Here is a 24,289-nt window from a genome sequence, read left to right as displayed (position 1 = left end):
TTCCGCGAACGGCGTCGCCCACAGGGTGGGCTCCTACGGGGGGCGAACGTCGCCTTGTGATCACCGTGTAGGAGCCCACCTTGTGGGCGACATCTTTCGCCCCACCGCCGCAGGCCCTGCAGCGTTACCGCGAACGGCGTCGCCCACAGGGTGGGCTCCTACGGGTGCGGGGTGGTGATCAGTCGTGTGTCGCGTTCAGCAACGTGCCGACAACAGCCGCCAGCGCCGCATACAACTCCTTCGGCACATCCTCGCGCAAACGCACCGCTGCCAGCAGCGTGGCGATCTGCGGATCAAGATGCGGCGCGAGACCCAGCGCCTGTGCGCGCTCCAGCAACGCCTTCACGCCATCGGCATCGATGCGTTGGGTGTTGCCGTTGCTGGTAGGCGTGGCCATCCGCAGCGTGACGCTGCGGCGCGGTGAAGGGAGCTGCTGGGTCATGCGCGTGCTTCGAGCAGGACGGCGCTGTAGGCGCTCGTCGGCACGGGCAGGCCGTGCATGCAGGCAAAGTGGTCGAGCTGCAGGCCGCTCTTTTCGAGCACACGGCGCAGCGTGGTGAATTCATCTTCGAGACGGGCGACCGTCTCCGGGTACTGCGCCCACAGGCGCACCGATACGCGCGTGCCGCGTAACTGTACTTCGCCCTGCACGGCGCCCAGTGTCGGCGGATCGATCGCGAAACCGACGGTCCACATGCCTTCCGGTTCGATCGCGGAGGGCTTGCCTTCCTCGATGCGCAACTGGAGCACGTCGTAGCCGCGGACACCGGTCAGCGGGATCTCGATCATCCACAGGCCCGCGTGGGGCTGTGATTCGAGCTGCCCGATTTCCACGCGCGACACCGCCGCGCGGACGTCGGTACGCAGGTGCGAAACGAGCCCGTCCGCGGTCTCTTCGTCGGCGAGCATTTCCTGCGTGCGCAGTTCCTCGGCACGCGGCTGCGCGACGAGCGCGCGCTGCGCCAGCGGGGGCGGGGTATCCGTGAACGGGCGCGACGGGGCCTGGATCATGGCCTGGCGCGTCTGCGGGATATCGGTGAGCGCGCGGCGAAGGTTAAGCAGCGCAGCCTTGAAATCGTCCGCGGCCGGGGCTTCGTTCTGAGGTTCGGCCAGGTGGGCTTCGAGGAAAGCGCCGCTCTTCGCGATCGCCTGCTTCATGCCCTCGGGCGTGCCCAGGTCTTCCGGCTTGCTGATCGAGGCTTCCAGCGTGGCCAGCGCCGTGCGCAGGGGTTCCGGCAGCACGCGCGCGACGGGGCGCCGGGAGAGCGCCGAAAGCACGCTCAACAGCTGCGAGTAGCCGTTCTGCTGGGGCAGGCGCTCGCGCAGGCCCTGCATGGCGACGCGTTCGTCGGTATTACCGAGCACCACTTCCATCTGCGGCTGCGGCCCCTGGGTCATGACGCGGACCTGGAACTGCTGGGGCAGGGAAGTGCCCGGGGCATCGGCTTCGACCGCCACGCCACCAATATCAAGGAGGACCTTGGCCACATCGATCTGGGCCAGCAACCGGGCAGACAGCAGCGTGCCGACCGCCCAGGTCTGGGTGGTGGCTGCTGTGGTACCTGCGGCCGCACCGGCCCAAAGCTGGGCGGCGAGGCTGGTCGGCTGGATGATCAAGGGCAGGTCCTCCGGGGGCCTGGGCGCGTCCGTGGTGGGCGCACTCCTGTGTGCTCGTAAGAATCGGCTGATTCTCTGGAACCTTTAGGTGCCGGGTGGTTAGGCCAGACGGGGTAGAATGGGCGGATGAGCAACCTCCCTTTCGAACTCCTCGCCACCGATGGCGCGGCGCGGCGCGGCCGACTGCGCTTCGGCCGTGGCACCGTGGAAACCCCCGCCTTCATGCCGGTGGGCACGTATGGCTCCGTGAAGGCCATGACCCCGCGCGACGTCCGCGATACGGGCGCCGAGATCATCCTGGGCAACACGTTCCATCTTTTCCTACGCCCGGGCCTGGATATCGTTGGCGCGTTCGGCGGGCTGCATAAGTTCATCGGCTGGGATCGCCCGATCCTTACGGATTCGGGCGGCTTTCAGGTCTTTTCGCTGGCACATAAGCGCAAGATCACCGAGGAAGGTGTCACGTTCGCCTCGCCGGTCGATGGTTCGAAGGTGTTCCTGTCGCCCGAAGTGTCCATGCAGATCCAGGCCGTGCTGGATTCCGACGTGGCCATGATCTTCGACGAGTGCACGCCGTACCCGGCCACCGAGAAGGTCGCGTCGGATTCGATGGAGCTCAGCCTGCGCTGGGCCGAGCGCTCACGCCAGGCTTTCAACGACCTGAAGAACCCGAACAACCTGTTTGGCATCGTCCAGGGCAGCACGTACGAGAACCTGCGCCGCCGCTCGGTCGAGAAGCTGGTGGAGATTGGCTTCGACGGTTATGCGGTGGGCGGCCTGGCGGTCGGTGAGCCCGAGGCGGAGCGCAACCACACGCTCGATTTCACCCTGCCGCTGCTGCCGAAGGATCGCCCGCGTTACCTGATGGGCGTTGGCCGGCCGGAAGACATCGTCGAGGCCGTGCGCCGCGGCATCGACATGTTCGACTGCGTGATGCCCACCCGTAACGCCCGGAACGGCTTCCTGTTCACCGATGAGGGCACGTTGCGCATCCGTAACGCGAAGTTCGCTACCGATACCCGCGTGATCGAGGAAGGTTGCGACTGCTACGCCTGCGCCAACGGCTTCAGCCGGGCCTATCTGCGCCATCTGGATCGCTGCAACGAGATCCTGGGCAGCCAGCTGGCCACCATGCACAACCTCCGCCACTACCAGCGCCTGATGGCCGGCCTGCGCGGGGCGATCGAGGCGGGGACGCTCGACGATTTCGTGACGGCGTTCTACGCCGCGCGCCGCAAGGCCGAGGTCGACGGGCAGTAAGGCCTTGCGGGGCGCCGCCTGCGCCCCCAAAGCCTTGTGCTGGCGCGGTACACGGCCGCCGGGGGGCGTGGCATAATCCACGATCTTTTTACGTGAGCGGCTGCTTTTGCTTGGCCGTTCCATGACTTGCGAGAACTATGATGAGCCCAGTCTCCTTCGCCGCCATTGCCCAGGCCGCTCCGGCCGCTGCCCCGCAGGGTGCGCTTGGCCTTTCGCCGCTCATCATGATGGCGGTGCTGTTCGGCATCTTCTATTTCATGATGATCCGCCCGCAGATGAAGCGTCAGAAGGAGCATCGCGCCCTCCTGTCCGCCCTCGCCAAGGGCGATGAGGTGGTCATGAACGGTGGTCTGGCCGGCCGCATCGAGGAAGTGGGCGATGCCTTCGTCAAGGTCGAGATCGCCCCGGGCGTGGTCGTCCAGATGCAGAAGGGCGCTGTCACCCAGGTGCTGCCGAAGGGCAGCCTCAAGAAGAACTGAGTTTTCTCTCAGACGCGACAGCCGCGGCCGCCTTGCGGTCGCTCTCACGGAATGTAAGGCATGAGTGATTTTCCACGCTGGAAGTACGCGCTGGTTGTGATCGTGTTGCTCGTTGGCATCGTTTACGCGCTGCCCAACGTCTTCCGTCCGCAGCCGGCGGTGCAGATCTCGGGTAACCGCGGCGCGGCCGTCGACGCCACCCTGAAGACCAAGGTCGATGCGTTGCTGGCCACCGCCAAGGTGCCGGCGAGCGCCGTCGATGTGAACGAAAAGGATGGCCGCCTGCTGGCGCGCTTCGGCAGCGTCGATGACCAGGCCAAGGCCTCCGAGGCTCTGCGCGTGGGCCTGGGCGACAACTACACGGTGGCGCTGAACCTTGCCTCCACCGTGCCGTCCTGGCTGCGCTCCATCAACGCCAACTCGATGCCGCTGGGTCTCGACCTGCAGGGCGGCGTGCACTTCCTGATGGAAGTGGACCAGACCGCGGTCATCGATTCCCAGGAAAACCGCTACACCGATGACATTCGCGCGCTGCTGCACGACAAGGGCGTGCAGTACGACTCGGTCACGCGCAACGCGCGCGGCCAGGGCGTGAACATGGTGCTGCGCTCCGATGCCGATCGGCAGAAGGCCGCCTCGCTCATCGGCGCCGACTATCCCGACCTGCTGGTGACCGACGGCGCCTCGAGCGGCAACAGCTTCGTGCTGACCGCCAGCGTGAAGCCGGCCAAGCTGCGCGAACTGTCGCAGGGCATGATCACCCAGAACGTCACCACGCTGCGCCAGCGCGTCAACCAGCTCGGCGTGTCCGAGCCGCTGATCCAGCAGCAGGGTGCCAACCAGATCGTCGTGGATCTCGCGGGCGTGCAGGACACGGCCGAGGCCAAGAAGATCATTGGCGCCGTGGCCACGCTGCAGTACCGCGCGGGCCTCTACACCCCGCAGCAGGCGATGGAAGCGGCCCGCTCGGGTAGCGTCCCGCCGGATGCCAAGCTGTACTTCGGCCGCGACCACCAGCCGTACCTGCTCAGCAAGAAGATCATCGCCAGCGGCGATGAGCTGGTTACCGCGACCTCCGGCCGCGATCAGCAGAACGGCAGCCCGAACGTCAGCGTCACGCTGAACTCGGCCGGCGCCCGCAAGATGCAGGAGTTCACCAACGACAACGTCGGCAAGCCGATGGCGGTGCTCTACATCACGCGTACGCTCGATACCAAGATGGTCGACGGCAAGGAAGTGAAGACGCCGAAGGTCACCGAGGAAGTTATCAACTACGCCAACATCAGCGGCCCGTTCGGCAAGCAGTTCCAGACCAACGGACTGCCGTCCGATAACGAAGCCGCCGAACTCGCGCTGCTCCTGCGCGGTGGTTCGCTGGCTGCCCCGGTCGATATCGTCAGCGAAAGCGTCATTGGCCCGAGCCTCGGCGCCGACAACATCGACAAGGGCTTCAAGTCGGTGATGCTGGGCCTCGGCCTGGTACTGCTCGCCGCGGCCATCTACTACAAGCTGTTCGGCCTGGTGGCCGATATTGCCCTGTTCTTCAACCTGGTGCTGCTGGTGGCCGTGATGTCGGCGATCGGCGTCACGCTGACCATGCCCGGCATCGCCGGTATCGTGCTGACGCTCGGTATGGCGATCGACGCCAACGTGCTTATCTGCGAGCGCATCCGTGAAGAACTGCGCAATGGCTCGTCGCCGCTGGCGGCCATCCGCACCGGTTACGACAAGGCGTGGGCCACCATTCTCGATGCCAACGTCACCCATCTTCTGGCCGCGCTTGGCCTGATGACGATGGGCTCGGGCCCGATCAAGGGCTTCGGCGTCACGCTGTTCATCGGTATCCTCACCTCGATGTTCACTTCGGTGACCGTCACCCATGCCATCACGGCGCTGATCCACGGCGGCCGCAAGCTCAAGACCCTGTCGGTCTGAGGGGACATACGCCATGGAAATTTTCAACCACAACGCTAATTTCAACTTCCTGGGCCTGCGCCGCTTCTCGGTGGGCCTCGCGGTGTTGCTCATGGTCGCCTCGGTGGCGCTCATCGTCACCAAGGGGTTCAACTACGGCCAGGATTTCGTGGGCGGCGTCGCCGTCGATGTGGCCTACGCGAACCCGGTGGACACCAACGACGTCCGCCAGGCGCTGACCAAGGCTGGCATGGAAAACCCGCTGGTCCAGGCTGTCGGCGGTTCCCGTGAAGTCACGGTGCGCCTGCAGCCCAAGGATGACCACGGCGCCGCCGGTGCCACCGCCCTGTCGGGTGATGAGGCCGCAGCCAAGGTGTCGGCGGACATCATGGTCGCGCTCAAGGCGGTTCGTCCGGACGCCACCATGAAGAGCAAGTCCTACGTCGGCCCCCAGGTCGGTGAGGAGCTGCGCTCCGATGGTATCTACGCGGTGCTGTTCGTCATCGTCGGCATCATGGGCTACCTGTGGATCCGCTTCGAAAAGCGTTTCGCCATCGCGGCGCTTGCCACCGAAATCCACGACGTGCTGGTGACCCTGGGCATCTTCGCGCTGACCCAGCGTGAGTTCGACCTGACGGTGCTGGCTTCGGTGCTGGCGGTGGTCGGTTACTCCATCAACGATAAGGTGGTGGTGTTCGATCGCGTCCGCGAACTGTTCCGTTCGAGCCGCAATGCCACGCCGGAAGAAGTGCTGAACCGTTCGATCAACAGCACCCTGTCGCGAACCATCATCACCTCGCTGTTCACCGGCATCACCATGGCGGCGCTGTTCTTCTTTGGCGGCACCGTGGTGCACGGCTTCGCCATCACCATGCTGATCGGCATCCTGGTGGGCACGCTGTCCTCGATCTTCGTGGCCAGCCCGCTGCTGCTGTGGCTGGGCGTGTCGAAGCAGGACCTGATGCCCCGCGCCAAGGAAGACCCGGAGCTGGAGCGCCGCCCGTAAGCTTTACGGCGCCCCAGAACGGAAAAACCCGCCGGAAGGCGGGTTTTTCTTTTCGCATGTACGTCCCAGCCCTGGGATCAGAAATCTTCACTGTCCTCGTTGGCGCCCTCGGCATCGTTCGCAAGCGTGACGACGACGTAGGCCGAACCCACTAGCGAGCAGCAGAGCCACGCATAGACCATCTGGATCGCTGTCCTCGGGACGGCAGCCGCGACACGCGGTGCCAAGGCCAGGCCGACGATGCCGGCAATGGCGAGAACAGTGGCGACGGTCCACGCAAGGCCGCGCGACGGCGCCGTGGTGGTGATGACGTTCATGATGCTAGGTACCTTTTCCCCTGTTTCACGACCTTCGTGAATGCTTTGTGAGGTCGCTTGGCGTACGAAATACCCTACAAGATTGTACGAATCAAGTGCCGGAATGCTGAACGGATTCCTTGACACCATAAGGACTTGCATGCAAGAACCCCTCCAACCCCCGGCGTACCCTAGAGTTTCGCCCCCAGACGACGATCACGACATGGCCGAACGCGAGTTTCCTAATTTCACTTTGCGCTCCAGCGCGACCCGTGAAGGGTCCCGTTACACCGCGCTCATCTCATCGCACCCGGCGAACGGGGGCTTCCCCAATTACTTTGCGGTCTACGAGAACCGCAGCTTCCGCGATGAGGCCAGCGCTGCCGTTGCGGCCGAAAAGGCGCTCGGTCTCGTCATGGGCGTCGATGAGGAGGATGGCGCCCCGATATTCGCCGAGGGCGAAACCGGCTTTGACGACGACAAGGAGCCGGCCGCCGACGCGGAGTGAGCTCAGGCCGCCAGGGCGGTCTGCACTGCCCGCAGGAGCGAACGCCGGTCGTATGGCTTGGCCAGGAAGGGCGCGAGATCGCCAAGGCGATCTGCGGCGTGGAGCGCATCGCCTGATACGACGACGCAGCGCACCGGGTTGCCCGAGGCGCGCAGCGCGCGGACGAGATCGATGCCATCCATCGTCCCGGGCATGTTCACGTCCGTCAGGATCAGCCCGATTTCCGGGTGACCGTCGAGCATATACAGCGCCTCTTCCGCGTTCATCGCGGTGAGGACCGGATAGCCGGCGCTCTCCAGGACGAAGCTCGTGATGTCGAGGACATGGCGGTCATCCTCGACGACGAGGACGGACGCGGTGGCGGGGGTCACGGTGGGGTCCGTCATGGGCGCCACTCTCGCCCCACGCTCGTGGTAAGAGCGTGACAGATTCGCCTTGACAGAAGGCCATCGTGCGGCGCGTCATAAGGGTGTTCAGCGCCATCCGACGGGCCAGGGGTAGCGGCGATGAGTGAAGGGGAGGGGCGGTACCGGCAATTCGCCGAGGCATCCGCCGATTGCATGAAGGAACTGGACCGTGACGGCGTGATCCGCTTCGTCGCGGGCCTGGGCTGCATGGCGCTGGTGCCCGAGGGCCCCGAGCGCCTGGTGGGCGTGCGCTGGCTCGATCTGTGGCCACCAGAGGCGCGTGACATGGTGGCACGCGTCCTCGACCGCGCCGCCGCTGGCGAGCGCGTCGATTTCGTCAGCCCGCGACAGACCTCGCAGGGCACGTCACGCTGGTGGGAGGTGATGGTCGCCCCGGTCGTCGCTGGCGACGCCCTCGATCATTTCATCGTGATCAGCCGGGATGTGACCGAGCGGGTGGAACTGCAGGCGGCGCTCGAGTCGATCAACGAGTTGCTGCAGGAGCGCCTGAACGAAACCGTGGCCCGCTCGGCCTCCGCTACCACCCAGTACGGCACGCTGCTGGAGCGGCTGGAGAGCGAGCATGGCGCCCGCCGCGATGCCGAGAACCGGCTGGCCAGCATCACCGAACAGCTCGAGATGGCCAGCCGCGCGCGCGAACTGGCCGAAGCCTCTGCGCACCAGGCCCAGAAGCAGCAGGCCGTGGGCCAGCTGGTCAGCGGTATCGCGCACGACTTCAACAACATGCTCCAGACGGTGATCGTGAGCCTCTCGGGCCTCCAGGACGAGGCCGATGACCTTACGGTCCACCAGCGCCGCATGCTGACCTATGCGGTGGAGGGCGCTCGCCACGCCACCGCGCTGACACGGCGCCTGCTCGCCTTCGCCCGCAACCAGCCCTCCCGGCCGGAGCCGATCGACCTGGGCGACCTCGTGGAGAGCTTCGCCGACTTCGCCCGCCACGGCATGGGCGGGCGGGTAGGCATCGAGGTGCTCCGCCAGCCCGGGATGCTGCCTATCTGGGTAGATCGGCACAGCATCGAGCAGGCGTTGATGAATGTCTGCCTCAACGCCCGCGACGCCATGGGCAACATGGGCAGCATCGTGATCCAGGTGGGCGACCGCCTGACCGATGACGCCCTTGCTGACAGCCTGCGCGAACGCGTGCCTGCACGGCAGGTGTTCGTCTGCATCGCCGACACCGGCGGTGGCATGTCCGATGAAGTCCGGGAGCGTCTGTTCGAGCCCTACTTCACCACCAAGCAGGGCGGCTCCGGCCTGGGCCTGGCCCAGGTCTACGGCACGGTGGCGCAGGCCGGTGGTGGCGTGGAAATCGAAAGCGACGCCGGAATCGGTACGCGGATTCGGCTTGTCTTTCCGCGCTATGCGGGAGCGCTTACCAGCGCCGTTTGAATCGTGTAGAAAACGTGACGGATTACCTCAACTTCGCGCCCCAGCGGCCGATAAACCATCCGACTGGGAGGAAGTGGAAGTCATGCTCGTCATTATCGGTTCAATCATCGTCCTGGTCTCGGTGCTCGGGGGCTATGTGCTCTCGCACGGCACGATCGGCGCCCTTTGGCAGCCTTATGAGCTGCTGATCATCTTTGGCGCGGCCTCGGGTGCGTTCATCAGCGCGAACTCGATGGAGATCGTGAAGGGTTCGGTTCGCGACATGCTCGGCCTGTTCAAGGGCCCGAAATACAAGAAACAGGATTACGTGGACCTGCTGTCCCTGCTGTACGACATCTTCACCAAGATGCGTAAGGACGGCCAGCTGGCCATGGAAGAACACATCGAGAATCCGGAGAACAGCTCGCTGTTCACGGCGTATCCGCGCCTGATCGCGGAGCATCACCTTATCGATTTCATCACCGACTGCCTGCGCCTCATCGTGGGCGGCAGCATGGATCCGCACGAGCTCGAAGCGCTGCTCGACGTGGAGCTGGAAACGCACCATCACGAAGCTCTTGCGCCTGCGCAGGCCGTGCAGAAGATGGCCGACGCCCTCCCGGGTTTCGGTATCGTGGCGGCGGTGCTGGGCATCGTCATCACGATGAAGTCCATCGATGGCGACGCCGCGGTCATTGGCGAACACATCGCCGGCGCACTCGTGGGTACCTTCCTCGGCATCCTGCTTTCGTACGGCTTCATTGGTCCGCTCTCGGCGGCCATGGAAGCGCGCGTCAATGCGGATGGCCGCGCGTTCGAATGCGTGAAGGTGGGCCTGCTGGCCAACCTGCGTGGTTACAACCCGATGGTGTCGGTTGAATTTGCGCGCAAGTCGCTTACCTCGTCCAGCCGTCCCACCTTCCAGGACCTGGAAGGCCACCTGAAGGCGGCCCGGTAAGTCGTCATGACCGAGCTCAAGCAAGTCATCATCGTCCGCCGCAAGAAGAAGGGTGGCCACGGCCACCACGGCGGCGCATGGAAGGTGGCCTACGCCGACTTCGTCACGGCGATGATGGCGTTCTTCCTCGTCATGTGGCTGGTGGGCGCGGGCACGAAGCAGCAACGCGCCGCCATTTCCGAGTACTTCAAGAACCCGAGCATGACCCAGGGCCAGTCGACCATGGCACCTTCGGGCAAGATGGGCCCCGGTGGTGCGAGTACGAGCATGATCAAGCTCGGTGGCGCGATGGACCTGCCGAAGGGTCCGGGCGACCAGGAGAAGTTCGCCAAGCCGTCGACGGCGGCCGACGCGGAAAAGATTGCCAAGGAGCAGGAAAAGAAGCGCCTCGAGCAGTTGATGAAGGATCTGCAGGAAGCGATCGCGCAGAGCCAGGCCATGGCGCCGTACAAGGATCAGTTGTTGATCGACATCACGTCCGAGGGCCTGCGTATCCAGATCGTGGATAAGCAGAACCGCCCGATGTTCGATACCGGCAGCGGCGCGCTCAAGCCGTATACCGTGCAGATCCTCCACGAGCTGGCCGGCTTCATCAACCAGGTCCCGAACCAGATCAGCATCTCGGGCCACACGGATAGCGCGCCCTACGTGCGCGCCGATAGCCAGTACGGCAACTGGGAGCTTTCCGCCGACCGTGCCAATGCGGCGCGTCGCACGCTGACCGATGGTGGCATGCAGCCGGACAAGGTGGCCCGTGTGGTCGGCCTGGCGGCGTCCGTGCCATTCGACAAGAACGACCCGGCGGCGCCGATCAACCGCCGCATCAGCATCGTCGTGATGACCCACGACGCCGCCAAGGCGGCGCTCAACGAGGCCACGGCGATGGCCGGGCAGCCCAACTAGCGTGGCGGTTTGTCACCTGGAAATGGAAATCACTTGAAACCGTCACCTTCCCCAGTCAGTATCGGAGACTCCCAGGGGGGAGGAACACGGTGGAAAATCACAGCAAGTTCAGGGTCGTTGCCCGCGCGGTAAAGCACCATGATGCAGCGGGTGAACAGTTCTATCGGTCGAGCTATCGCATCCTCGATCACGTTGGCGAAGAAATCGATGCCGGTATCGGCACCATCGATTTCAGCGATGTCACCAGCGCGTACAACGAAGCCTTCACGCTAGGCCGCGAGCGCCTACGCGAAATCGCCTCCGAAACCATTCAGTAGCAAGCGCATCGCGCGCAAGCGCGCTCCTACAAGAAGACCTGCGCAGGTCATGAAAGCCCCGCGCACCGCTTCTGTAGGAGCGTGCTTGCACGCGATCAGCCAACGAAGCGGCGTAGCCGGGCGCTACCCTACTTCAGCGCGCAACTGTTCAAGCTGCGCGGGGTTTCCGACATTCCGCCAGAACCCATCGAAGCGTTCGCCCGACAGGCGTCCCTGCGCAATCGCTCGCCGGTACATGGGTGCGAGCTTGAACGTGCCCGCTGCCTCACCCGCCACGATCTCCGGCCGGTAAACACCGACATTGCCAAACGTCAGCCGCTCTGCGTCCGCAGGCGCTTCGCTGTCGTAAAGCCGGCCGTCCTTCAGTGCGAAATCGCCTGTGGGGTGGAAATCCGGATTCGGCACCATCACGAGGTGAGCGACACCTTCGGGCTGTAGTGGGAGTGCCGCGTAGTCGATATCGCTCCAGATATCCGCGCTCACTACGATGAACGGTTCACTGCCCAGCAGCGGCAGCGCGTTCAACATGCCGCCGCCCGTCTCCAGTGGCGCAGGCCCTTCGTACGAATAACGAAGACGCACGCCCCAGCGCGAGCCATCGCCAAGCGCATCGGGAAACTGATCGGCGAGGTGCGAGGTGTTGATGACCATGTAGTTCACACCGGCTGCCGCGAGCTTTTCGATGTGATGCACGATCAGCGGCTTGCCATGCACCTCAAGCAGCGGCTTCGGCGTGGTATCCGTGAGCGGACGCATGCGTTCGCCGCGCCCGGCGGCGAGAATCAGCGCATGCCTCATGCCGCCACCGGCACGCGGATATCACGATCGCCGATCTTCTCGACGATGAAATCAGCCAGGGGCGCCACATCCGCATGGCGGCGTGCGATATCCAGTACGTACTGCAGCACGCGGGGCAGGTCGTTGAGATAGCCCGCCTTTCCATCGCGGTAATACAGGCGGCAGAACAGGCCAAGGATCTTGATATGCCGCTGCAGGCTGGCCATGTCGAACCAGCGCCGGAAGCGATCCGCATCCACGGTCTCGTCAAGCAGGCGCGCGTCGAGAAGCCGCAGGCGATACGCCTCCACCCAGCCCTCGACGCGCTCGTTATCCCACACGATGTAAGCGTCGCGTAGCAACGACGCGAGGTCGTAGGTAATGGGGCCCGACATCGCGCCCTGGAAATCAATGACGCCCGGCGAGCGCTCGTGGGTGATGAGCAGGTTACGGCTGTGATAATCGCGATGCATGAACGCGCGCGGCTGTTCGGCAAGCGCGTGCAGGATCGTGCTGAACGCACCTTCCACGATATCCCACTGCTCGCACTCGACGAAGACGCCGAGATGCTTCTGCAGGAACCACGTGGGCATGATCTCCATCTCCATCACCTGCCACTCGCGGTTGAACGCGGGCAGGCCGGTCGTGTCGACATGCATCTGCATGCGGAGCAAGGCGTCCAGCGCATCGCCATAGAGCGCATCGGCGGTGCTGTCGTTGAGTTCGGGGAGGTACGTGCGCGTGCCGAGGTCTTCGATCAGCAGGAAGCCCTGCTCGAGATCTGCGACCATGACGGTAGGCGTGTGCAGGCCGGCGTCGTGCAGGCGCTTACCGATCTCCACCCAGGGAGCGGGGTTTTCTTTCTCCGGCGGCGAATCCATGACGATGACGGGCTGCCCGTCGACGTAACCGCGCCAGTAGCTGCGAAAGCTGGCGTCGGCCGATGCGGACTCCAGGGCGAGGTGGGCGTCACCTGTGGCGTTACGCGCCCAGGCGAGGCGGGCGATGGAGCGGTCGTCGGTAGCGGTCATGCAGATCGTCGGTAAAGAGCGGATCGCACCAGCTTAGAGGGTTTGCGCAACTGTGTCATAGCACCAATCCGGTGCATGAAACTGGCAGTTGTTGTGCAGTGCAACGTATGGTTAATCTGTGGCATCGGGGTAGCCAAGGGGTAGAGGTATGGGTAGCGAGAGCCCGTCCGCGTCGATGAGTCGGCGCGACCTGTTGCGAATGATCGGCGTGGCTGGGGGCAGTGCGTTGATGTACCAGGCGATGACCAATCTCGGTTTCGCCGCGGAATCCACCTACAGACGGCCACCGCCGCTGCAAGGTACTGGCAAGGGGACCGTACTGATCCTGGGCGCGGGCCTGGCCGGACTCGTCGCCGCCTACGAGCTGGGCAAGGCCGGTTACAAGGTGCAGGTGCTCGAATACAACGCCCGGGCCGGCGGCCGTAACTGGACCCTGCGTGGCGGCGACACCTACACCGAGCTGGGCGGACACACCCAGACCTGCCAGTTCGACAAGGGCCTCTACTTCAACCCGGGCCCGTGGCGCATTCCGTACCACCACACCGGCGTGCTCGATTACTGTCATCGCTTCGGCGTGCAGCTCGAACCGTTCGTGCAGGTGAACCACAACGCGTACATGCACAACCCGGAGGCGTTTGGCGGCAAGCCGCAGCGCCTGCGCGAAGTCCAGGCCGACTGGCACGGCGGTATTGCCGAGTTGCTGGCCAAGGCATCCGGCAAGGGCGCGCTCGACGATGTCGTGACCAAGGAAGACCGGGAAATCCTTCTCGAATCGCTCCGCCAGTTCGGCGGCCTCAACAGCGAGTTCCGTTACGTGGCGGGTGCCGCGAGCAGCGAACACCGCGGCTACGCCAAAGAGCCGGGTGGCGGAGCGGACGGCAAGCCAGGTTTCTCCCAGCCGGTCGATATTTCCACGATCCTGAGGTCAGGCCTCTGGAAGCAGCTCGGCATGAGCGCCCTTTACGAATACCAGACCTCCCTGATGCAGCCTGTCGGCGGCATGGATGCGATCGGCAAGGCCTTCGTGCGCGAGCTGCCTCCGCAGGTCATCCGTTACAACAGCAAGGTCACGTCCATTGCGCAGGACGATCGTGGCGTCACCGTGACCTACGAGGACACCGCCAAACCCGGTCAGCCGCAACAGGCCAAGGCCGACTGGTGTGTCTGCACCATTCCGCTTTCGATCCTGAGCCAGATACCCATCCAGGTCTCGGCGGAGAAAAGCGCCGCGATTTCCGCGGTGCCGTACATGTCGTCCGCCAAGGTGGGCCTGCAGTTCAAGCGCCGTTTCTGGGAGGAGGATGACCGGATCTATGGCGGTGTCACCACCTCGGATACGCCGATCGGCATGATCGGCTACCCGAGCCACGGTATCGGCTCGAAGAAGGGTGTACTGCTTGGCGCCTATGCGTTCTTCACCGAGGCCTATGAATTCACCTCGCTCGATCCAGCCACGCGTGTCGCAAAGGCGGTCGAGTACGGCAGCCAGATCCATCCGCAATACAAGAGCGAGTTCGAGAACGGCATAAGCGTCGCATGGCATCGGGTGCCATCCACGCTGGGTTGCTTTGGCTGGTGGACCGACCAGGCGCGCAAGCAGCACTACGCGAATCTCTGCTCGCTGGATGGCCGCATCGTCCTGGCCGGCGAGCACGCGTCGTACCTGCCGGCGTGGCAGGAAGGGGCCATTCTCTCGTCGCTGGCGGCGATCGACCAGCTGCATCGAAAGGCCGTTGCCGGAGGTGGGGCATGAGCGGCTATCGTTTGCAGGGGCGCTCCCGCAAGCCCGCTCGTCACCGTGCAGGTCTTGCGCTGGCACTGATGGGGGTCGTCACCGCCATGTCGGCGCCGGTCGTCGCACAGAACAACGATACGGCCTTTCTAAAGGCGAAGGACGCTGCACACGTCACGGGCGAGCAGCTCTTCACCCACATATGCCAGGGCTGCCATATGCCTGACGCGAAAGGAGCTGTCGGCGCGGGCCACTACCCGGCGCTTGCGGCTAACGCGAAACTGGCCTCCGCTGCGTACCCCGCCGTCATGGTGATGAACGGTCGCGGCGGGATGCCTTCGTTCGCGATGCTGCTCAATGACCAGCAGGTCGCCGACGTGGTCAACTATGTCCGCACGCACTTCGGCAACCACTACACCGATGCGCTGACGGCCGACCAGGTCAAAGCGTTCCGTCCCCCTGCACCCACGCCCGAGGATTCCAGATGAAAACGTTCCGTCAAGCGTTCGCCCTGGCCGCCGCCGCAGGCTGTTTGTTGACCGCACCGGCCTTCGCGGCCGATGTCGTGCGCCACAAGATCCCGAACAGCACGTTCCCGATCGCCGCCGCGGTGGAAGTGCCTGCAGGCAAGACGCTGGTATTCCTGAGTGGTGTGGTCCCTCCGGTAGCCGACACCAGTGCGTCGAAGGATACGCCGCAGGCCTACGGTGACACGAAAACCCAGACGGTTGGCGTGCTGACCTCGATCGAAAAGCAGCTCAAGGGCATGGGACTGTCGATGGGCGATGTGATCAAGATGCAGGTGTTCCTCGTCGGCGATCCGGCCAAGGGCGGCAAGATGGATTTCGCGGGCTTCATGGGCGGGTACACGCAGTTCTTCGGCACCGCCCAGCAGCCGAACCTGCCGTCGCGTAGCGCCATGCAGGTGGCCTCGCTCGCCAGCCCCAACTTCCTGGTCGAAATCGAAGTGACGGCTGTTCGCCCCTGATTCGTACGCATAAAAAAACCCGGCTTGCACACCGGGTCGAGAAAGCGCCTCGAAGAAGGGGAGATGTGCCGCGCGGTGGGAGGGCCGCGCGGCACGTTTGCGATTACAGGTCGTAGCGGACCGAGAAGCGGAAGTACCGCGGCGCGGTGTACGAATTGGCACGCTTATACGTCGCCACCATCACGCCAGCATCGTTCTCACGCGTTTCGATGATGCTGGTCTGGCGCTGCTGGCTGAACACGTTGAAGACATCGACGTTGAAGCCGAGCTTGTGGTCGGCGAACGCCGGCCGCCATTCCGTCCCGACGTTCAGCTGCTGGGTCCACGGCAGGCGGCCCGCGGTGCCACGCGGCGAGAGCTTGCCGTCGCAGTAGTGGTACGAGGGGCCGTACTGCACGGGGTCCACTGGGCCGATGCCCACGCAATTCACCGGGCGGCCCGACGCGACGACGAGGTTGGCGCTGAACAGCCATTCCGGCGACATCTGGTAGAAGCCATACGCCTTGAACTGATGCTTGCGGTCGTTCGGCAGGACGCCGTTCGAGCCGACCATCAGTTCGGGCACGTCCCAGTCCTGGGTGACCGACGGATCGAGCTGGCCGTTATCCGATTTCAGCATGCCTTCGGAGTTGCCATAGCTGCGCGAGAACACGTAATCGAACTTGGCGTACCACTTTTCGTCGAACTGGCGCTCGGCGTAGAGGTTTAGTGCGTAGTACTTGCGCTTGAGGTCCGGGAAGCCGACGCCGTTGTTCGTGAAGTCGGCCTTGGTCAGCGTGACATCGCGGAAATTGCCCTGGCCATCCATGTCCACCCGGAACGTGTTGTTCTTTCCCGGGTTGAACAGGTAGCAGCCGGAGATCCGGGCGTTGCTCATGTCCACGCCGTTGCGCGTGCCCCAGTTCTCGAACGCGCGCGAATCGCAGAAGTCGTCGATCGAGCTCTTCAGCTTGCGCACCGTGGCCTTGGCGCCCACGGCCCATTCGCTGCCCAGCTGCTTGTCGAAGCCGAGGATGTACTCATCCTGGTAGTACGCACCCATGTTTTTGGCGGCGACGGTGCGCGGATCAGGCGTGCTGCCATCGTGGCCGTTCGAGACGTACTCGTGACCGTTCGGAGTGAAGCCAATCGGGACGCCCGTCACCGGATCGATGCTGTCGAACGTACCGAACTGGCGCAGGTAGTACGAGCCCGAGGCGGCGCGGATGGCGACGTTCGACGGGATGGCGAGGTGGTAACGGCCCGCGTTGCCATACACGCGCAGCGAGGAATCGCCGAAGACATCCCAGCTCACGCCGAGGCGCGGTGCCAGCTGATGGCGCTGCTTGACGTAGACCTGGCCCGAGCCGTTGAGGTTCTTGAACTGTTCGTTACGCAGGCCGAGGTAGGCAAGCCAGCGATCGTTGACCTGCCAGTGGTCTTCGATGAACTGCGCTTCCTGCACGGTCTTCACGTTCGAAGCCGCGTAGTAGTACACGCGCTGCACGTACCGTTCCGTACCCGGCGGTAGCTGCACATCGGGGTAGCCGGTGAACTTGCCACCGGCGGGCGCGTCGCCGTAGCTCCAGTAGTAGGAGCCACCCTTGCCGCGGCCGGCATCCGGACCTTCGTAGTAATTACCGCCGAACGACTCGAGCGTCTGGTTGTCCAGACCCGCACGGAGGTCGTGGTCGCCCACGTGGTATTCGACGTCGAGGCGCCAGCCATGCGTCTTGTCCTGCGCACCTGCCGCGAGCATCTGGCCCTGCAGGTAGCAGTTGGGCGGGAAGACGGTGCGGCCATCCACGGTGTAGTTGCCTGCGATGCGCGGGCACTCTCCCGCCACCGAGTTGGCGGACTGAACGTGTTGCGTACGGCTGCTGCCGTAGAGCGCGTTCACCGTCAGATCGTCGGTCAGGTAGCCCGTGTACTTGCCGATGTAGACATCGCCACCCGGAGTGGAGCCGGCCGTACCGTAGTTCTTCGAGTACAGCGTGCCACGGTAGTCGCCACGCGTACCGGTGGCGTAGTCGTACCCGTAGATCTTGTTCTGCTCGGTGGTCTTGTCGCTGAAGCCGGTGAGCTCGAGCAGGTGGTTGTCGCTGATGTTCCAGTCGATCTTCGCGAGGTAGCGGTTGGTTTTCGTCGTGTCGTTTCGGTCTGTCGACGCCGCCGTCGAGCCGCGGGTGAAGCCCTCGGTTCGGATGAAATCGCCCGTCGCGTAGAGGAACAGCTTGTCCTTGATCAGCGGGCCGCTGATGTAGGCCGAGTACTCGGTGGTCCAGCTCTTGTTCTTGCTGCGATCCTGGTAGAGCTGGCCGTTGCGCAGGTAGATATCGCGCGGTGAGTCGCGCAGCGCTTCCGGCGTGTAGATCAGCTGGCCACCTGCTTTCCAGGTGTTACTGCCGCGCTTGGTGATCATATTGACCACGCCGCCGGTGGAGCGGCCGTATTCCGCGCCGTAACCGCCGGTGAAGATCTGCTGCTGGTCGATCGCATCGTAAGGCAGGCTGATGAGACCGAGGCCCGTCAGGGCGTTAGTGACCGAGTAGCCGTTGATGTAGTACTGGTTTTCCGAGGCGGATGCGCCGCCGAACGACGGCACGTTGCCGTAGCGCGTATCGCCGCCGACGGCGCCAGGCGCGAGCAGGGCGGCGGACGTGACATCGCGCGCGATGGGCAGCTTCTGCAGCTGCTGGGCGGTAAGCACCGTACGCGATTCCACCGACGACACATCGATGGAGGGCAGGGCGGTACCCGTGACCTGGATACCTTCGAGCGTTGATGCGCTCGCCGCCGAAGCCGCCTCGGTGATGAACGACACGTCGGTGCCGCTACCGATCTGCACGGCGACGTTTTCACGCGTGCTCACGACGGCGCCATCGCGCATCACGGAGACGTTGTAGCGACCAATCGGCAGCGACGGCGCGCGGTAGCGCCCCTCGGCATCCACGGCGATATCGCGGGTAAGGCCCGTGTCGATGTTCTGCAGCTGGATGGTGCGGCCCTGGTCGGCTGACACGCGGCCGAAGAGTACGCCGGAGGCGTTCGATTGCGCGTGGACGCTACCGGTGGCGGCTAGCCCGAGCGCCAATGCGAGCGCCGTGGGGCGCAGGAACGGACGGGCGGAGTATTTTTTCGGCATGCAAAGCCCCTACAGGGCCCCTGTGGAAGGGCCACGTGGTTGAAGACGGATTGAGCGGATTCATGGGGGGAAATCCGCGCGAGTCGCCCGGCGCGCTGCCTTTCGCTCTGCCCCTGCGATCGGCTGCCCGTCATTGGACGAGCCCCGGTTCTAGGGCAGGAATTTACGAGTGTCAAACGTTTGTGAAGCGCCGATGACACCGTTTTACCTGCATCAAAGGCCGCTCTATCAATGGGTTAGGCGAAGACTGCGCCGTACGCGGGACCAAGCAATACGTGGCCGCCGCGATGCACTGACCTGACGGGTCCTTTGAAGAAATTCGTAACTAGCGCGCGGCTAGCGCAACTATATATCCGGGTAATATTGACGACACAAATATGTCCGGGTAAAACTATGCCAGTCTTAGCAAGCCAAGGTGCCACCCGTGTCCGAAACGTCATATCTCGACCCCACGCCAGCCGCCGGGCGGGCCTTCGTCATGAGGGGCCTGCAAGGCGAGGTCGTCATGCTTAACCTCCTTCGTTTTCGTGCGCTGGCTGATTACTCGGCGCATCCGGCGCTGGCACCCTCGGAGCCCATCAGTGGCAGGACCGCCTTCGACCGCTACATCGACCACACCTTGCCCTTCCTGCGCGAGAGTGGCGGTGAGCTGCTGTTCCTTGGAGAGGGCGGCCGGTTCCTGATCGGGCCGGAACATGAGCAATGGGACCTCGCGATGCTGGTCAGGCAAAGCAGCGTCGCCGCGTTCCTCGCATTCACAGAAAACGCGGCCTACCTCGAAGGCATTGGCCATCGAACGGCAGCTATCGCTGATGCCCGGCTCCTGCCGCTCAAAGCGGCCCGGTTCGTCGCATGACGACGGCCCACGCTAACGGCATCACGGTCGGCTATGACAGCTTTGGCGACGAGATGCTGCCGGCTGTCCTGTTGATTTCCGGGCTCGGCTCGCAACGCATTCGTTGGGATGGCCGATTTTGCCGGCAGGTCTCGGCCAGCGGCTTTCGGGTGATCCGATTCGATAACCGCGATGCGGGTCTATCGACGCATTTCACCGAAGCGGATGCCTACACGCTCGATGACATGGTGGCTGATACGGTTGGCCTGATGGATGCCCTGGGTATCAGCGACGCCCATGTGGTCGGGCGTTCGATGGGCGGCATGATCGCGCAACTGCTCGCCTGCGACCATCCGGATCGCGTGCTTTCGTTGACCTCGATCATGTCCAGCACGGGCAATGCTGGCCTGCCGAAGGCGGCGCCTGATGTCATGGCGATGCTCATGACGCCCAGGCCGCACCCCGCGATCGACCATGACGGCTATGTCGCTGCAGGCATCCATTTCGCGCGCCGTATCGCAGGCTCAGGCTTTCCGTTTGATGAGAATGCGCACCGAGCACTCATTGCCGAAGAACTTCGCCGCGCCTATGACCCTGGCGGATTTGCGCGACAGATCGCCGCGATCGGTGCGACCGGTGACATTCGTCACCGGATCGCACGTATCCAGGCTCCATCGCTCATCGTGCACGGGATGGATGATCCGCTGATTCCCGTGGCATGTGGCGAGGATACGGCGACCTGTATTCCGGGTGCGGAATGGCTGCTGATCGAAGGCATGGGCCACGATGTGCCGGCAGGCCTCTGGTCGCCGTTGGCTCGACACTTCGCACGATCTCAAGAAAGGTTGTAGCCCTTCTCCTCATGCAGGGCGATATCCAGGCCGATCTGCTCCTGTTCTTCGTCGACGCGGAGGCCCATCGTCACGGCGATGCCCTTGAAGATCACCCAGCTCAGCACCGCACTGTAGATGACGGTAAAGCCGACGCCCTTGCACTGGATCCACAGCTGCAGGCCGAGGTCGGTCACCGTGCCGAAGCCGCCGAGCACGGGTGCCGCGAGCGGGCCGGTGAGCAGCGCACCGAGGATGCCGGCGATAGCGTGCACACCGAACACGTCGAGCGAATCGTCGTAGCCGAGTTTCCGCTTCAGTCGCGTTGCACAAAAGAAGCAGACCACGCCGGCGGCAAGGCCAAGCACCAACGCACCACCGGGCCCGCAGGTGCCCGCGGCGGGCGTGATGGCGACAAGTCCAGCGACCGCGCCGGAGGCAATACCGAGCACGCTCGGGCGGCGATGGGTCAGCCACTCCACGGCGGTCCAGCCGATGGCCGCCGCGGCGGTGGCAATCTGGGTGACGAGCATGGCCATACCGGCGCTGCCGTTCGCAGCGACCGCGGAGCCCGCATTGAAACCGAACCAGCCGAGCCACAGCATGCTCGCACCCACGAGGGTGTATCCCAGGTTATGCGGCGGCATGGGCGTGTTCGGGTAGCCGCGACGCTTGCCGATAACCAGGCAGCCGACGAGGCCGGCGATACCGGCATTGATGTGCACCACGGTGCCGCCCGCGAAATCGAGCACGCCGAGGTCACCCAGGAATGAACCCGGGCCACCCCACACCATGTGTGCGATGGGCAGGTAAACCACGGTGAACCAGATCGCCGTGAACACCAGTAGGGCCGAGAACTTCATGCGTTCGGCGATGGCACCGATGATCAGTGCCGGGGTGATGATCGCGAAGGTCATCTGGAACATCACGAAGACCGCTTCGGGCACCGTGTTGTACAGGCTGCCCGGCGCGAGTCCTGCAAGCATGGCGTGGCCGAAACCGCCGACGAACGAATGCAGGCCGGTCGTGCCAGCGGCCATACCAGTGGTGTCGAAAGCCACGGAGTAGCCATAGACGACCCATAGCACCGTGACGAGCGCGGTAATGGCAAAGCACTGCATCAGGACGGAGAGCAGGTTCTTCGCGCGGACCATGCCACCGTAGAACAGGGCGAGGCCGGGAATCGTCATCAGCAGCACCAGCATGGTGGCCGTGAGCATCCAGGCGGTGTCGCCGCTATCGAGCTTGGCGGGCGCGGCAGCTTGAGCGAAGGCCGCCATGGGCGAGGCGGCGGCCAGGGCAGCCAGCGAGCGGAAGGGCTTAGAGCGCATCGCCATCCACCTCCTGCGTGCGGATACGGATGGCTTGCTCGAGATCGATCACGAAGATCTTGCCGTCGCCGATCTTGCCGGTGCGCGCCGCGGTGCTGATCGCTTCGATGGCGCGCTCGAGCTGCTCATCGGTGACGGCGATTTCAATCTTCAGCTTGGGCAGGAAATCCACGACGTACTCCGCTCCCCGGTAAAGCTCGGTGTGGCCATGTTGGCGGCCGAAGCCCTTCACCTCGGTCACCGTCATGCCCTGGACGCCGACTTCGGCGAGGGCTTCGCGGACATCGTCCAGCGTAAACGGCTTGATGATCGCGTTGATCCATTTCATGTGCCGCGCTTCCCCGTGTGATTGGCTGGGGTAGTAAAGGCACGATGCGTGCCAGCGCGCAGGCGGCAGCTGCAGGCTTTGGGCGGCAACGCCTGGCGCCCTCCATGGCGGGCGGCTTGCTGCACACGACGCACCATTGTGGGGCGCTCACTTGTCCAGGCTGGTGCCTTCGTGGGCCTATCCGGCTGTGATGATGGGCAACTTCACTCGGACCCTAAGGCCGCCGGCTGGCCGCGATTCCAGCGTGATATCGCCCCCGTGCCCACGCACGGCAGAGCGTACGGCGGCAAGGCCGAGCCCCACGCCACCGGTCTGGCGGTTGCGTGATCCTTCGATCCGATAAAACGGCCGGAACACGGTCTCGCGCAAGTCTTCGGGGATGCCGGGGCCTTCATCGTCGACCACGATCTCGACCCATGCCTCGCCCGAGCGCAGCCTGACCGTGGCACGGCAACCGTACTTGATGGCGTTATCGACGAGGTTGGCAATGGCGCGCCGCAGGGTTAGTGGGCGCCCTTCGTAGGTGATGTTGCCCGGAGCATCGAAGGTTACGTCGTGGCCGGCGTCGCGGAAATCGTCCACGACGGTGTTGATCAGTTCCGAAAGCAGGAAGCGCGTGCTGGGCTCCTGCTCATGGTCATCGCGGAAGAATTCCAGGGAAGCATCCACCATGGCCTGCATCTCGTCGACGTCGCGAAACAGCTTGCGTTGCTGCTCGTCATCCTCGATGAATTCGCCGCGCAGGCGCATCCGGGTCAGCGGTGCGCGCAAGTCGTGTGAGATGGCAGCCAGCATGGTTGTGCGGTCGGCGACATAACGCTGTACGCGCGCCTGCATCACGTTGAAGGCCTGGCCGGCAAGGCGGATTTCGACGGGACCGCTCGCCTCCATCGGCGGTGCGTTCACATCCGCGCCGAAGCGCTGCGCCTGCCGGGCGAAACGTTCCATGGGGCGAGCCAGGCGGCGGCTCGCCAGTGTGGCCACCAGAAGACTGCAGATCACGGCGAACGCGGCGGTCAACAGCGTCCGCGTTGAAGCGTTGAGGCCCCAGCTTCGCTGCGAGGTGACGAAGCGCACCCAGGAGCCATCCGATAGCGAGATCGCGAGACCGTAGGTCGTTACGGGGTGCCCATGCAGGTCGAGGTCGCCAGGCTCATACGCGACAACGCGCGCCGTGGGCCGCTCCAACAGCGTGCGCACCTTCTTGCCCGCCGAGCGGAACACAATGCTATCGAGTGGAAGTCCGATTGAAGTTTCATCAGGGATCCAGGTCACGTCATAGGTGGCGTTACTCGCGGCAGTGGCGAGCTTCGCGCGCCACGCGCGGGGCGCACCATCGAGCATGCGCGCGATGGCGACGGTCTGGTCGATCAGGCCGACATCGCCAATGCCTGGCTTGGCCCACACACCCGCAAACGCGGCGAACGCCGCGTTCATTCCTGCCGCGATGATGACCGCCACCACGATGTTGATCGCAAACCAGCGGCCGATCGTGTCGGAGGCCCATCGCTGGAACAGCATCACAAGCGCTCAACGGTCGTGTTGAACATATAGCCGACGTTGCGCACCGTGCGGATGATTTCGGGATCGCCAGGGTCTTCCTCGATCTTCCGCCGTAGCCGGCTCACCTGGACATCGATGCTGCGGTCGAACGCCTCGTGGCGTGGCCCGCGGGCGAGATCGATGAGTTGCTCGCGGGTGAGCACGCGGCGTGGGTGCTGGGCGAACACGACCAAGAGTTCGAATTCGGCCCCGGAAAGCGGGGTGAGCGTGTGGTCGGTCGAGCGCAGCTCGCGACGGACGATATCGAGGCGCCAACCGCTGAAGCGCAGCATCGGCGATGCGCCGTGGTTGGTATTCGCCGCGGAGGCGTCGCTGCGCCGTAGCACGGCGCGCACGCGGGCCAGCAATTCGCGGGCATCGAACGGCTTGGTGACGTAATCATCCGCACCCAGCTCAAGGCCTACGATGCGGTCGGTCGATTCGACAACACCCGTCACCATGATGATGGCCATGCCGCCCGCGGCGTGCAGCCTCTTGCACAGGCTGAAGCCGTCCTCGTCAGGGAGCATCACGTCCAGGATCACGAGGTCGTATCGCCCACGCGCAAGCCTGCTATCCATTTCCGCGCCGGAGGCGGCCGTGTCGGCATCGAAGCCGCTCCGCTGGAAGAACCGCTGGAGCAGGGAGCGGATCTCTTCGTCGTCATCCACGATGAGGAGGCGTTGCATGAAGGGCCCGGGCGATGCAGTACAG

24 protein-coding genes and 1 pseudogene are annotated in these 24,289 nt (G+C 64.3%); 14 read left to right on the top strand and 11 right to left on the bottom strand.

Going from position 1 to position 24,289, the window contains the following annotated elements; genetic code table 11:
- Positions 1-178: 178 nt before the first annotated feature.
- Positions 179-442 carry a flagellar biosynthesis protein gene (locus tag L2Y96_RS17485; RefSeq protein WP_247328734.1) on the bottom strand — a complete coding sequence of 88 codons (264 nt, stop codon included), beginning with the start codon at positions 440-442 and terminating at the stop codon, positions 179-181.
- Entirely contained in the window at positions 439-1,617 is a 1,179-nt protein-coding gene (gene fliK, locus L2Y96_RS17480; RefSeq protein ID WP_247328732.1) for a flagellar hook-length control protein FliK, read from the bottom strand. The genes L2Y96_RS17485 and fliK overlap by 4 nt, the downstream gene beginning before the upstream one ends.
- A 126-nt stretch (positions 1,618-1,743) precedes the next feature.
- On the opposite strand from fliK, the gene tgt reads away from it, so the two are divergent.
- The 4 genes from tgt to secF all read left to right on the top strand — a co-directional run bounded on the left by tgt (position 1,744) and on the right by secF (position 6,276).
- Positions 1,744-2,877, top strand: a complete 1,134-nt coding sequence (gene tgt, locus L2Y96_RS17475) for a tRNA guanosine(34) transglycosylase Tgt (protein WP_247328730.1) — start codon at positions 1,744-1,746, stop codon at positions 2,875-2,877.
- Between the two features lie 137 nt (positions 2,878-3,014).
- Positions 3,015-3,356 (top strand): preprotein translocase subunit YajC, encoded by a 342-nt coding sequence (gene yajC, locus L2Y96_RS17470; RefSeq protein ID WP_425492435.1) that lies wholly within the window; start codon positions 3,015-3,017, stop codon positions 3,354-3,356.
- 60 nt (positions 3,357-3,416) lie between these two features.
- Positions 3,417-5,291 (top strand): protein translocase subunit SecD, encoded by a 1,875-nt coding sequence (secD, locus tag L2Y96_RS17465; protein ID WP_247328726.1) that lies wholly within the window; start codon positions 3,417-3,419, stop codon positions 5,289-5,291.
- A 13-nt stretch (positions 5,292-5,304) separates the two neighbouring features.
- Complete coding sequence (gene secF, locus L2Y96_RS17460; protein WP_247328725.1) at positions 5,305-6,276, top strand: protein translocase subunit SecF; 972 nt, start codon at positions 5,305-5,307, stop codon at positions 6,274-6,276.
- A gap of 77 nt (positions 6,277-6,353) precedes the next feature.
- On the opposite strand, the gene L2Y96_RS17455 is transcribed toward secF, so the two are convergent.
- Positions 6,354-6,593, bottom strand: a complete 240-nt coding sequence (locus L2Y96_RS17455; protein ID WP_247328723.1) for a hypothetical protein — start codon at positions 6,591-6,593, stop codon at positions 6,354-6,356.
- Between the two features lie 202 nt (positions 6,594-6,795).
- On the opposite strand from L2Y96_RS17455, the gene L2Y96_RS17450 reads away from it, so the two are divergent.
- Positions 6,796-7,080, top strand: a complete 285-nt coding sequence (locus tag L2Y96_RS17450; protein WP_247328721.1) for a hypothetical protein — start codon at positions 6,796-6,798, stop codon at positions 7,078-7,080.
- 2 nt (positions 7,081-7,082) lie between these two features.
- On the opposite strand, the gene L2Y96_RS17445 is transcribed toward L2Y96_RS17450, so the two are convergent.
- A complete protein-coding gene (locus tag L2Y96_RS17445) occupies positions 7,083-7,466 on the bottom strand; it encodes a response regulator (protein ID WP_247328719.1) in 384 nt (127 codons plus the stop codon).
- Positions 7,467-7,586: 120 nt separating this feature from the next.
- Here L2Y96_RS17445 and L2Y96_RS17440 point away from each other — a divergent pair, with 120 nt between their 5' ends.
- The 4 genes and pseudogenes from L2Y96_RS17440 (at position 7,587) to L2Y96_RS17425 (ending at position 11,057) form a co-directional block, all read left to right on the top strand.
- A complete protein-coding gene (locus L2Y96_RS17440; RefSeq protein ID WP_247328717.1) occupies positions 7,587-8,900 on the top strand; it encodes an ATP-binding protein in 1,314 nt (437 codons plus the stop codon).
- Positions 8,901-8,982: 82 nt separating this feature from the next.
- On the top strand, positions 8,983-9,837 hold the full coding sequence (gene motA, locus L2Y96_RS17435; RefSeq protein ID WP_247328714.1) for a flagellar motor stator protein MotA: 855 nt from the start codon (positions 8,983-8,985) through the stop codon (positions 9,835-9,837).
- A gap of 6 nt (positions 9,838-9,843) precedes the next feature.
- Positions 9,844-10,704: pseudogene (gene motB / locus L2Y96_RS17430) on the top strand (flagellar motor protein MotB); the annotation flags it as partial.
- A gap of 125 nt (positions 10,705-10,829) precedes the next feature.
- Entirely contained in the window at positions 10,830-11,057 is a 228-nt protein-coding gene (locus L2Y96_RS17425) for a hypothetical protein (RefSeq protein ID WP_247328712.1), read from the top strand.
- 123 nt (positions 11,058-11,180) lie between these two features.
- On the opposite strand, the gene murU is transcribed toward L2Y96_RS17425, so the two are convergent.
- Together murU and L2Y96_RS17415 are read right to left on the bottom strand one after the other, a co-directional pair.
- Positions 11,181-11,855: an N-acetylmuramate alpha-1-phosphate uridylyltransferase MurU gene (gene murU / locus L2Y96_RS17420; RefSeq protein ID WP_247328710.1), complete on the bottom strand. Its 675-nt coding sequence runs from the start codon at positions 11,853-11,855 to the stop codon at positions 11,181-11,183.
- Positions 11,852-12,865: an aminoglycoside phosphotransferase family protein gene (locus L2Y96_RS17415; RefSeq protein WP_247328708.1), complete on the bottom strand. Its 1,014-nt coding sequence runs from the start codon at positions 12,863-12,865 to the stop codon at positions 11,852-11,854. The genes murU and L2Y96_RS17415 overlap by 4 nt, the downstream gene beginning before the upstream one ends.
- A gap of 175 nt (positions 12,866-13,040) precedes the next feature.
- Here L2Y96_RS17415 and L2Y96_RS17410 point away from each other — a divergent pair, with 175 nt between their 5' ends.
- Genes L2Y96_RS17410 through L2Y96_RS17400 form a run of 3 tightly spaced genes read left to right on the top strand, consistent with a single transcriptional unit; the run spans position 13,041 to position 15,585 of the window.
- Complete coding sequence (locus L2Y96_RS17410; RefSeq protein ID WP_247337113.1) at positions 13,041-14,618, top strand: flavin monoamine oxidase family protein; 1,578 nt, start codon at positions 13,041-13,043, stop codon at positions 14,616-14,618.
- Positions 14,615-15,085 (top strand): c-type cytochrome, encoded by a 471-nt coding sequence (locus L2Y96_RS17405; protein WP_247328707.1) that lies wholly within the window; start codon positions 14,615-14,617, stop codon positions 15,083-15,085. Before L2Y96_RS17410 ends, L2Y96_RS17405 begins: the two co-directional genes overlap by 4 nt.
- Positions 15,082-15,585, top strand: coding sequence for a RidA family protein (locus tag L2Y96_RS17400; RefSeq protein ID WP_247328705.1), 504 nt, complete (start codon positions 15,082-15,084; stop codon positions 15,583-15,585). The genes L2Y96_RS17405 and L2Y96_RS17400 overlap by 4 nt, the downstream gene beginning before the upstream one ends.
- A 103-nt stretch (positions 15,586-15,688) precedes the next feature.
- Here L2Y96_RS17400 and L2Y96_RS17395 read toward each other — a convergent pair whose 3' ends face one another.
- Positions 15,689-18,709 (bottom strand): TonB-dependent receptor, encoded by a 3,021-nt coding sequence (locus L2Y96_RS17395; RefSeq protein WP_247328703.1) that lies wholly within the window; start codon positions 18,707-18,709, stop codon positions 15,689-15,691.
- A 424-nt stretch (positions 18,710-19,133) separates the two neighbouring features.
- On the opposite strand from L2Y96_RS17395, the gene L2Y96_RS17390 reads away from it, so the two are divergent.
- Both L2Y96_RS17390 and L2Y96_RS17385 read left to right on the top strand, forming a co-directional pair.
- On the top strand, positions 19,134-19,565 hold the full coding sequence (locus L2Y96_RS17390; RefSeq protein WP_247328701.1) for a DUF1330 domain-containing protein: 432 nt from the start codon (positions 19,134-19,136) through the stop codon (positions 19,563-19,565).
- Complete coding sequence (locus tag L2Y96_RS17385; protein WP_247328699.1) at positions 19,562-20,395, top strand: alpha/beta fold hydrolase; 834 nt, start codon at positions 19,562-19,564, stop codon at positions 20,393-20,395. The genes L2Y96_RS17390 and L2Y96_RS17385 overlap by 4 nt, the downstream gene beginning before the upstream one ends.
- Here L2Y96_RS17385 and L2Y96_RS17380 read toward each other — a convergent pair.
- The 4 genes from L2Y96_RS17380 to L2Y96_RS17365 all read right to left on the bottom strand — a co-directional run bounded on the left by L2Y96_RS17380 (position 20,380) and on the right by L2Y96_RS17365 (position 24,264).
- Positions 20,380-21,705, bottom strand: coding sequence for an ammonium transporter (locus tag L2Y96_RS17380; protein ID WP_247328697.1), 1,326 nt, complete (start codon positions 21,703-21,705; stop codon positions 20,380-20,382). The two genes, L2Y96_RS17385 and L2Y96_RS17380, sit on opposite strands and share 16 nt — an antisense overlap.
- Positions 21,695-22,033 (bottom strand): P-II family nitrogen regulator, encoded by a 339-nt coding sequence (locus L2Y96_RS17375; RefSeq protein WP_139984600.1) that lies wholly within the window; start codon positions 22,031-22,033, stop codon positions 21,695-21,697. Before L2Y96_RS17375 ends, L2Y96_RS17380 begins: the two co-directional genes overlap by 11 nt.
- Positions 22,034-22,210: 177 nt before the next feature.
- Complete coding sequence (locus L2Y96_RS17370) at positions 22,211-23,554, bottom strand: sensor histidine kinase (protein ID WP_247328695.1); 1,344 nt, start codon at positions 23,552-23,554, stop codon at positions 22,211-22,213.
- Positions 23,554-24,264, bottom strand: a complete 711-nt coding sequence (locus L2Y96_RS17365; protein ID WP_247328692.1) for a response regulator — start codon at positions 24,262-24,264, stop codon at positions 23,554-23,556. The genes L2Y96_RS17370 and L2Y96_RS17365 overlap by 1 nt, the downstream gene beginning before the upstream one ends.
- Positions 24,265-24,289 lie beyond the last annotated feature (25 nt).

It is taken from the genome of Luteibacter aegosomaticola, from assembly GCF_023078475.1.
Classification (GTDB): Bacteria; Pseudomonadota; Gammaproteobacteria; order Xanthomonadales; family Rhodanobacteraceae; genus Luteibacter; species Luteibacter aegosomaticola.
Note: the sequence above shows the minus strand (reverse complement) of the source record. Positions and strands in the feature narration are given on the sequence as shown.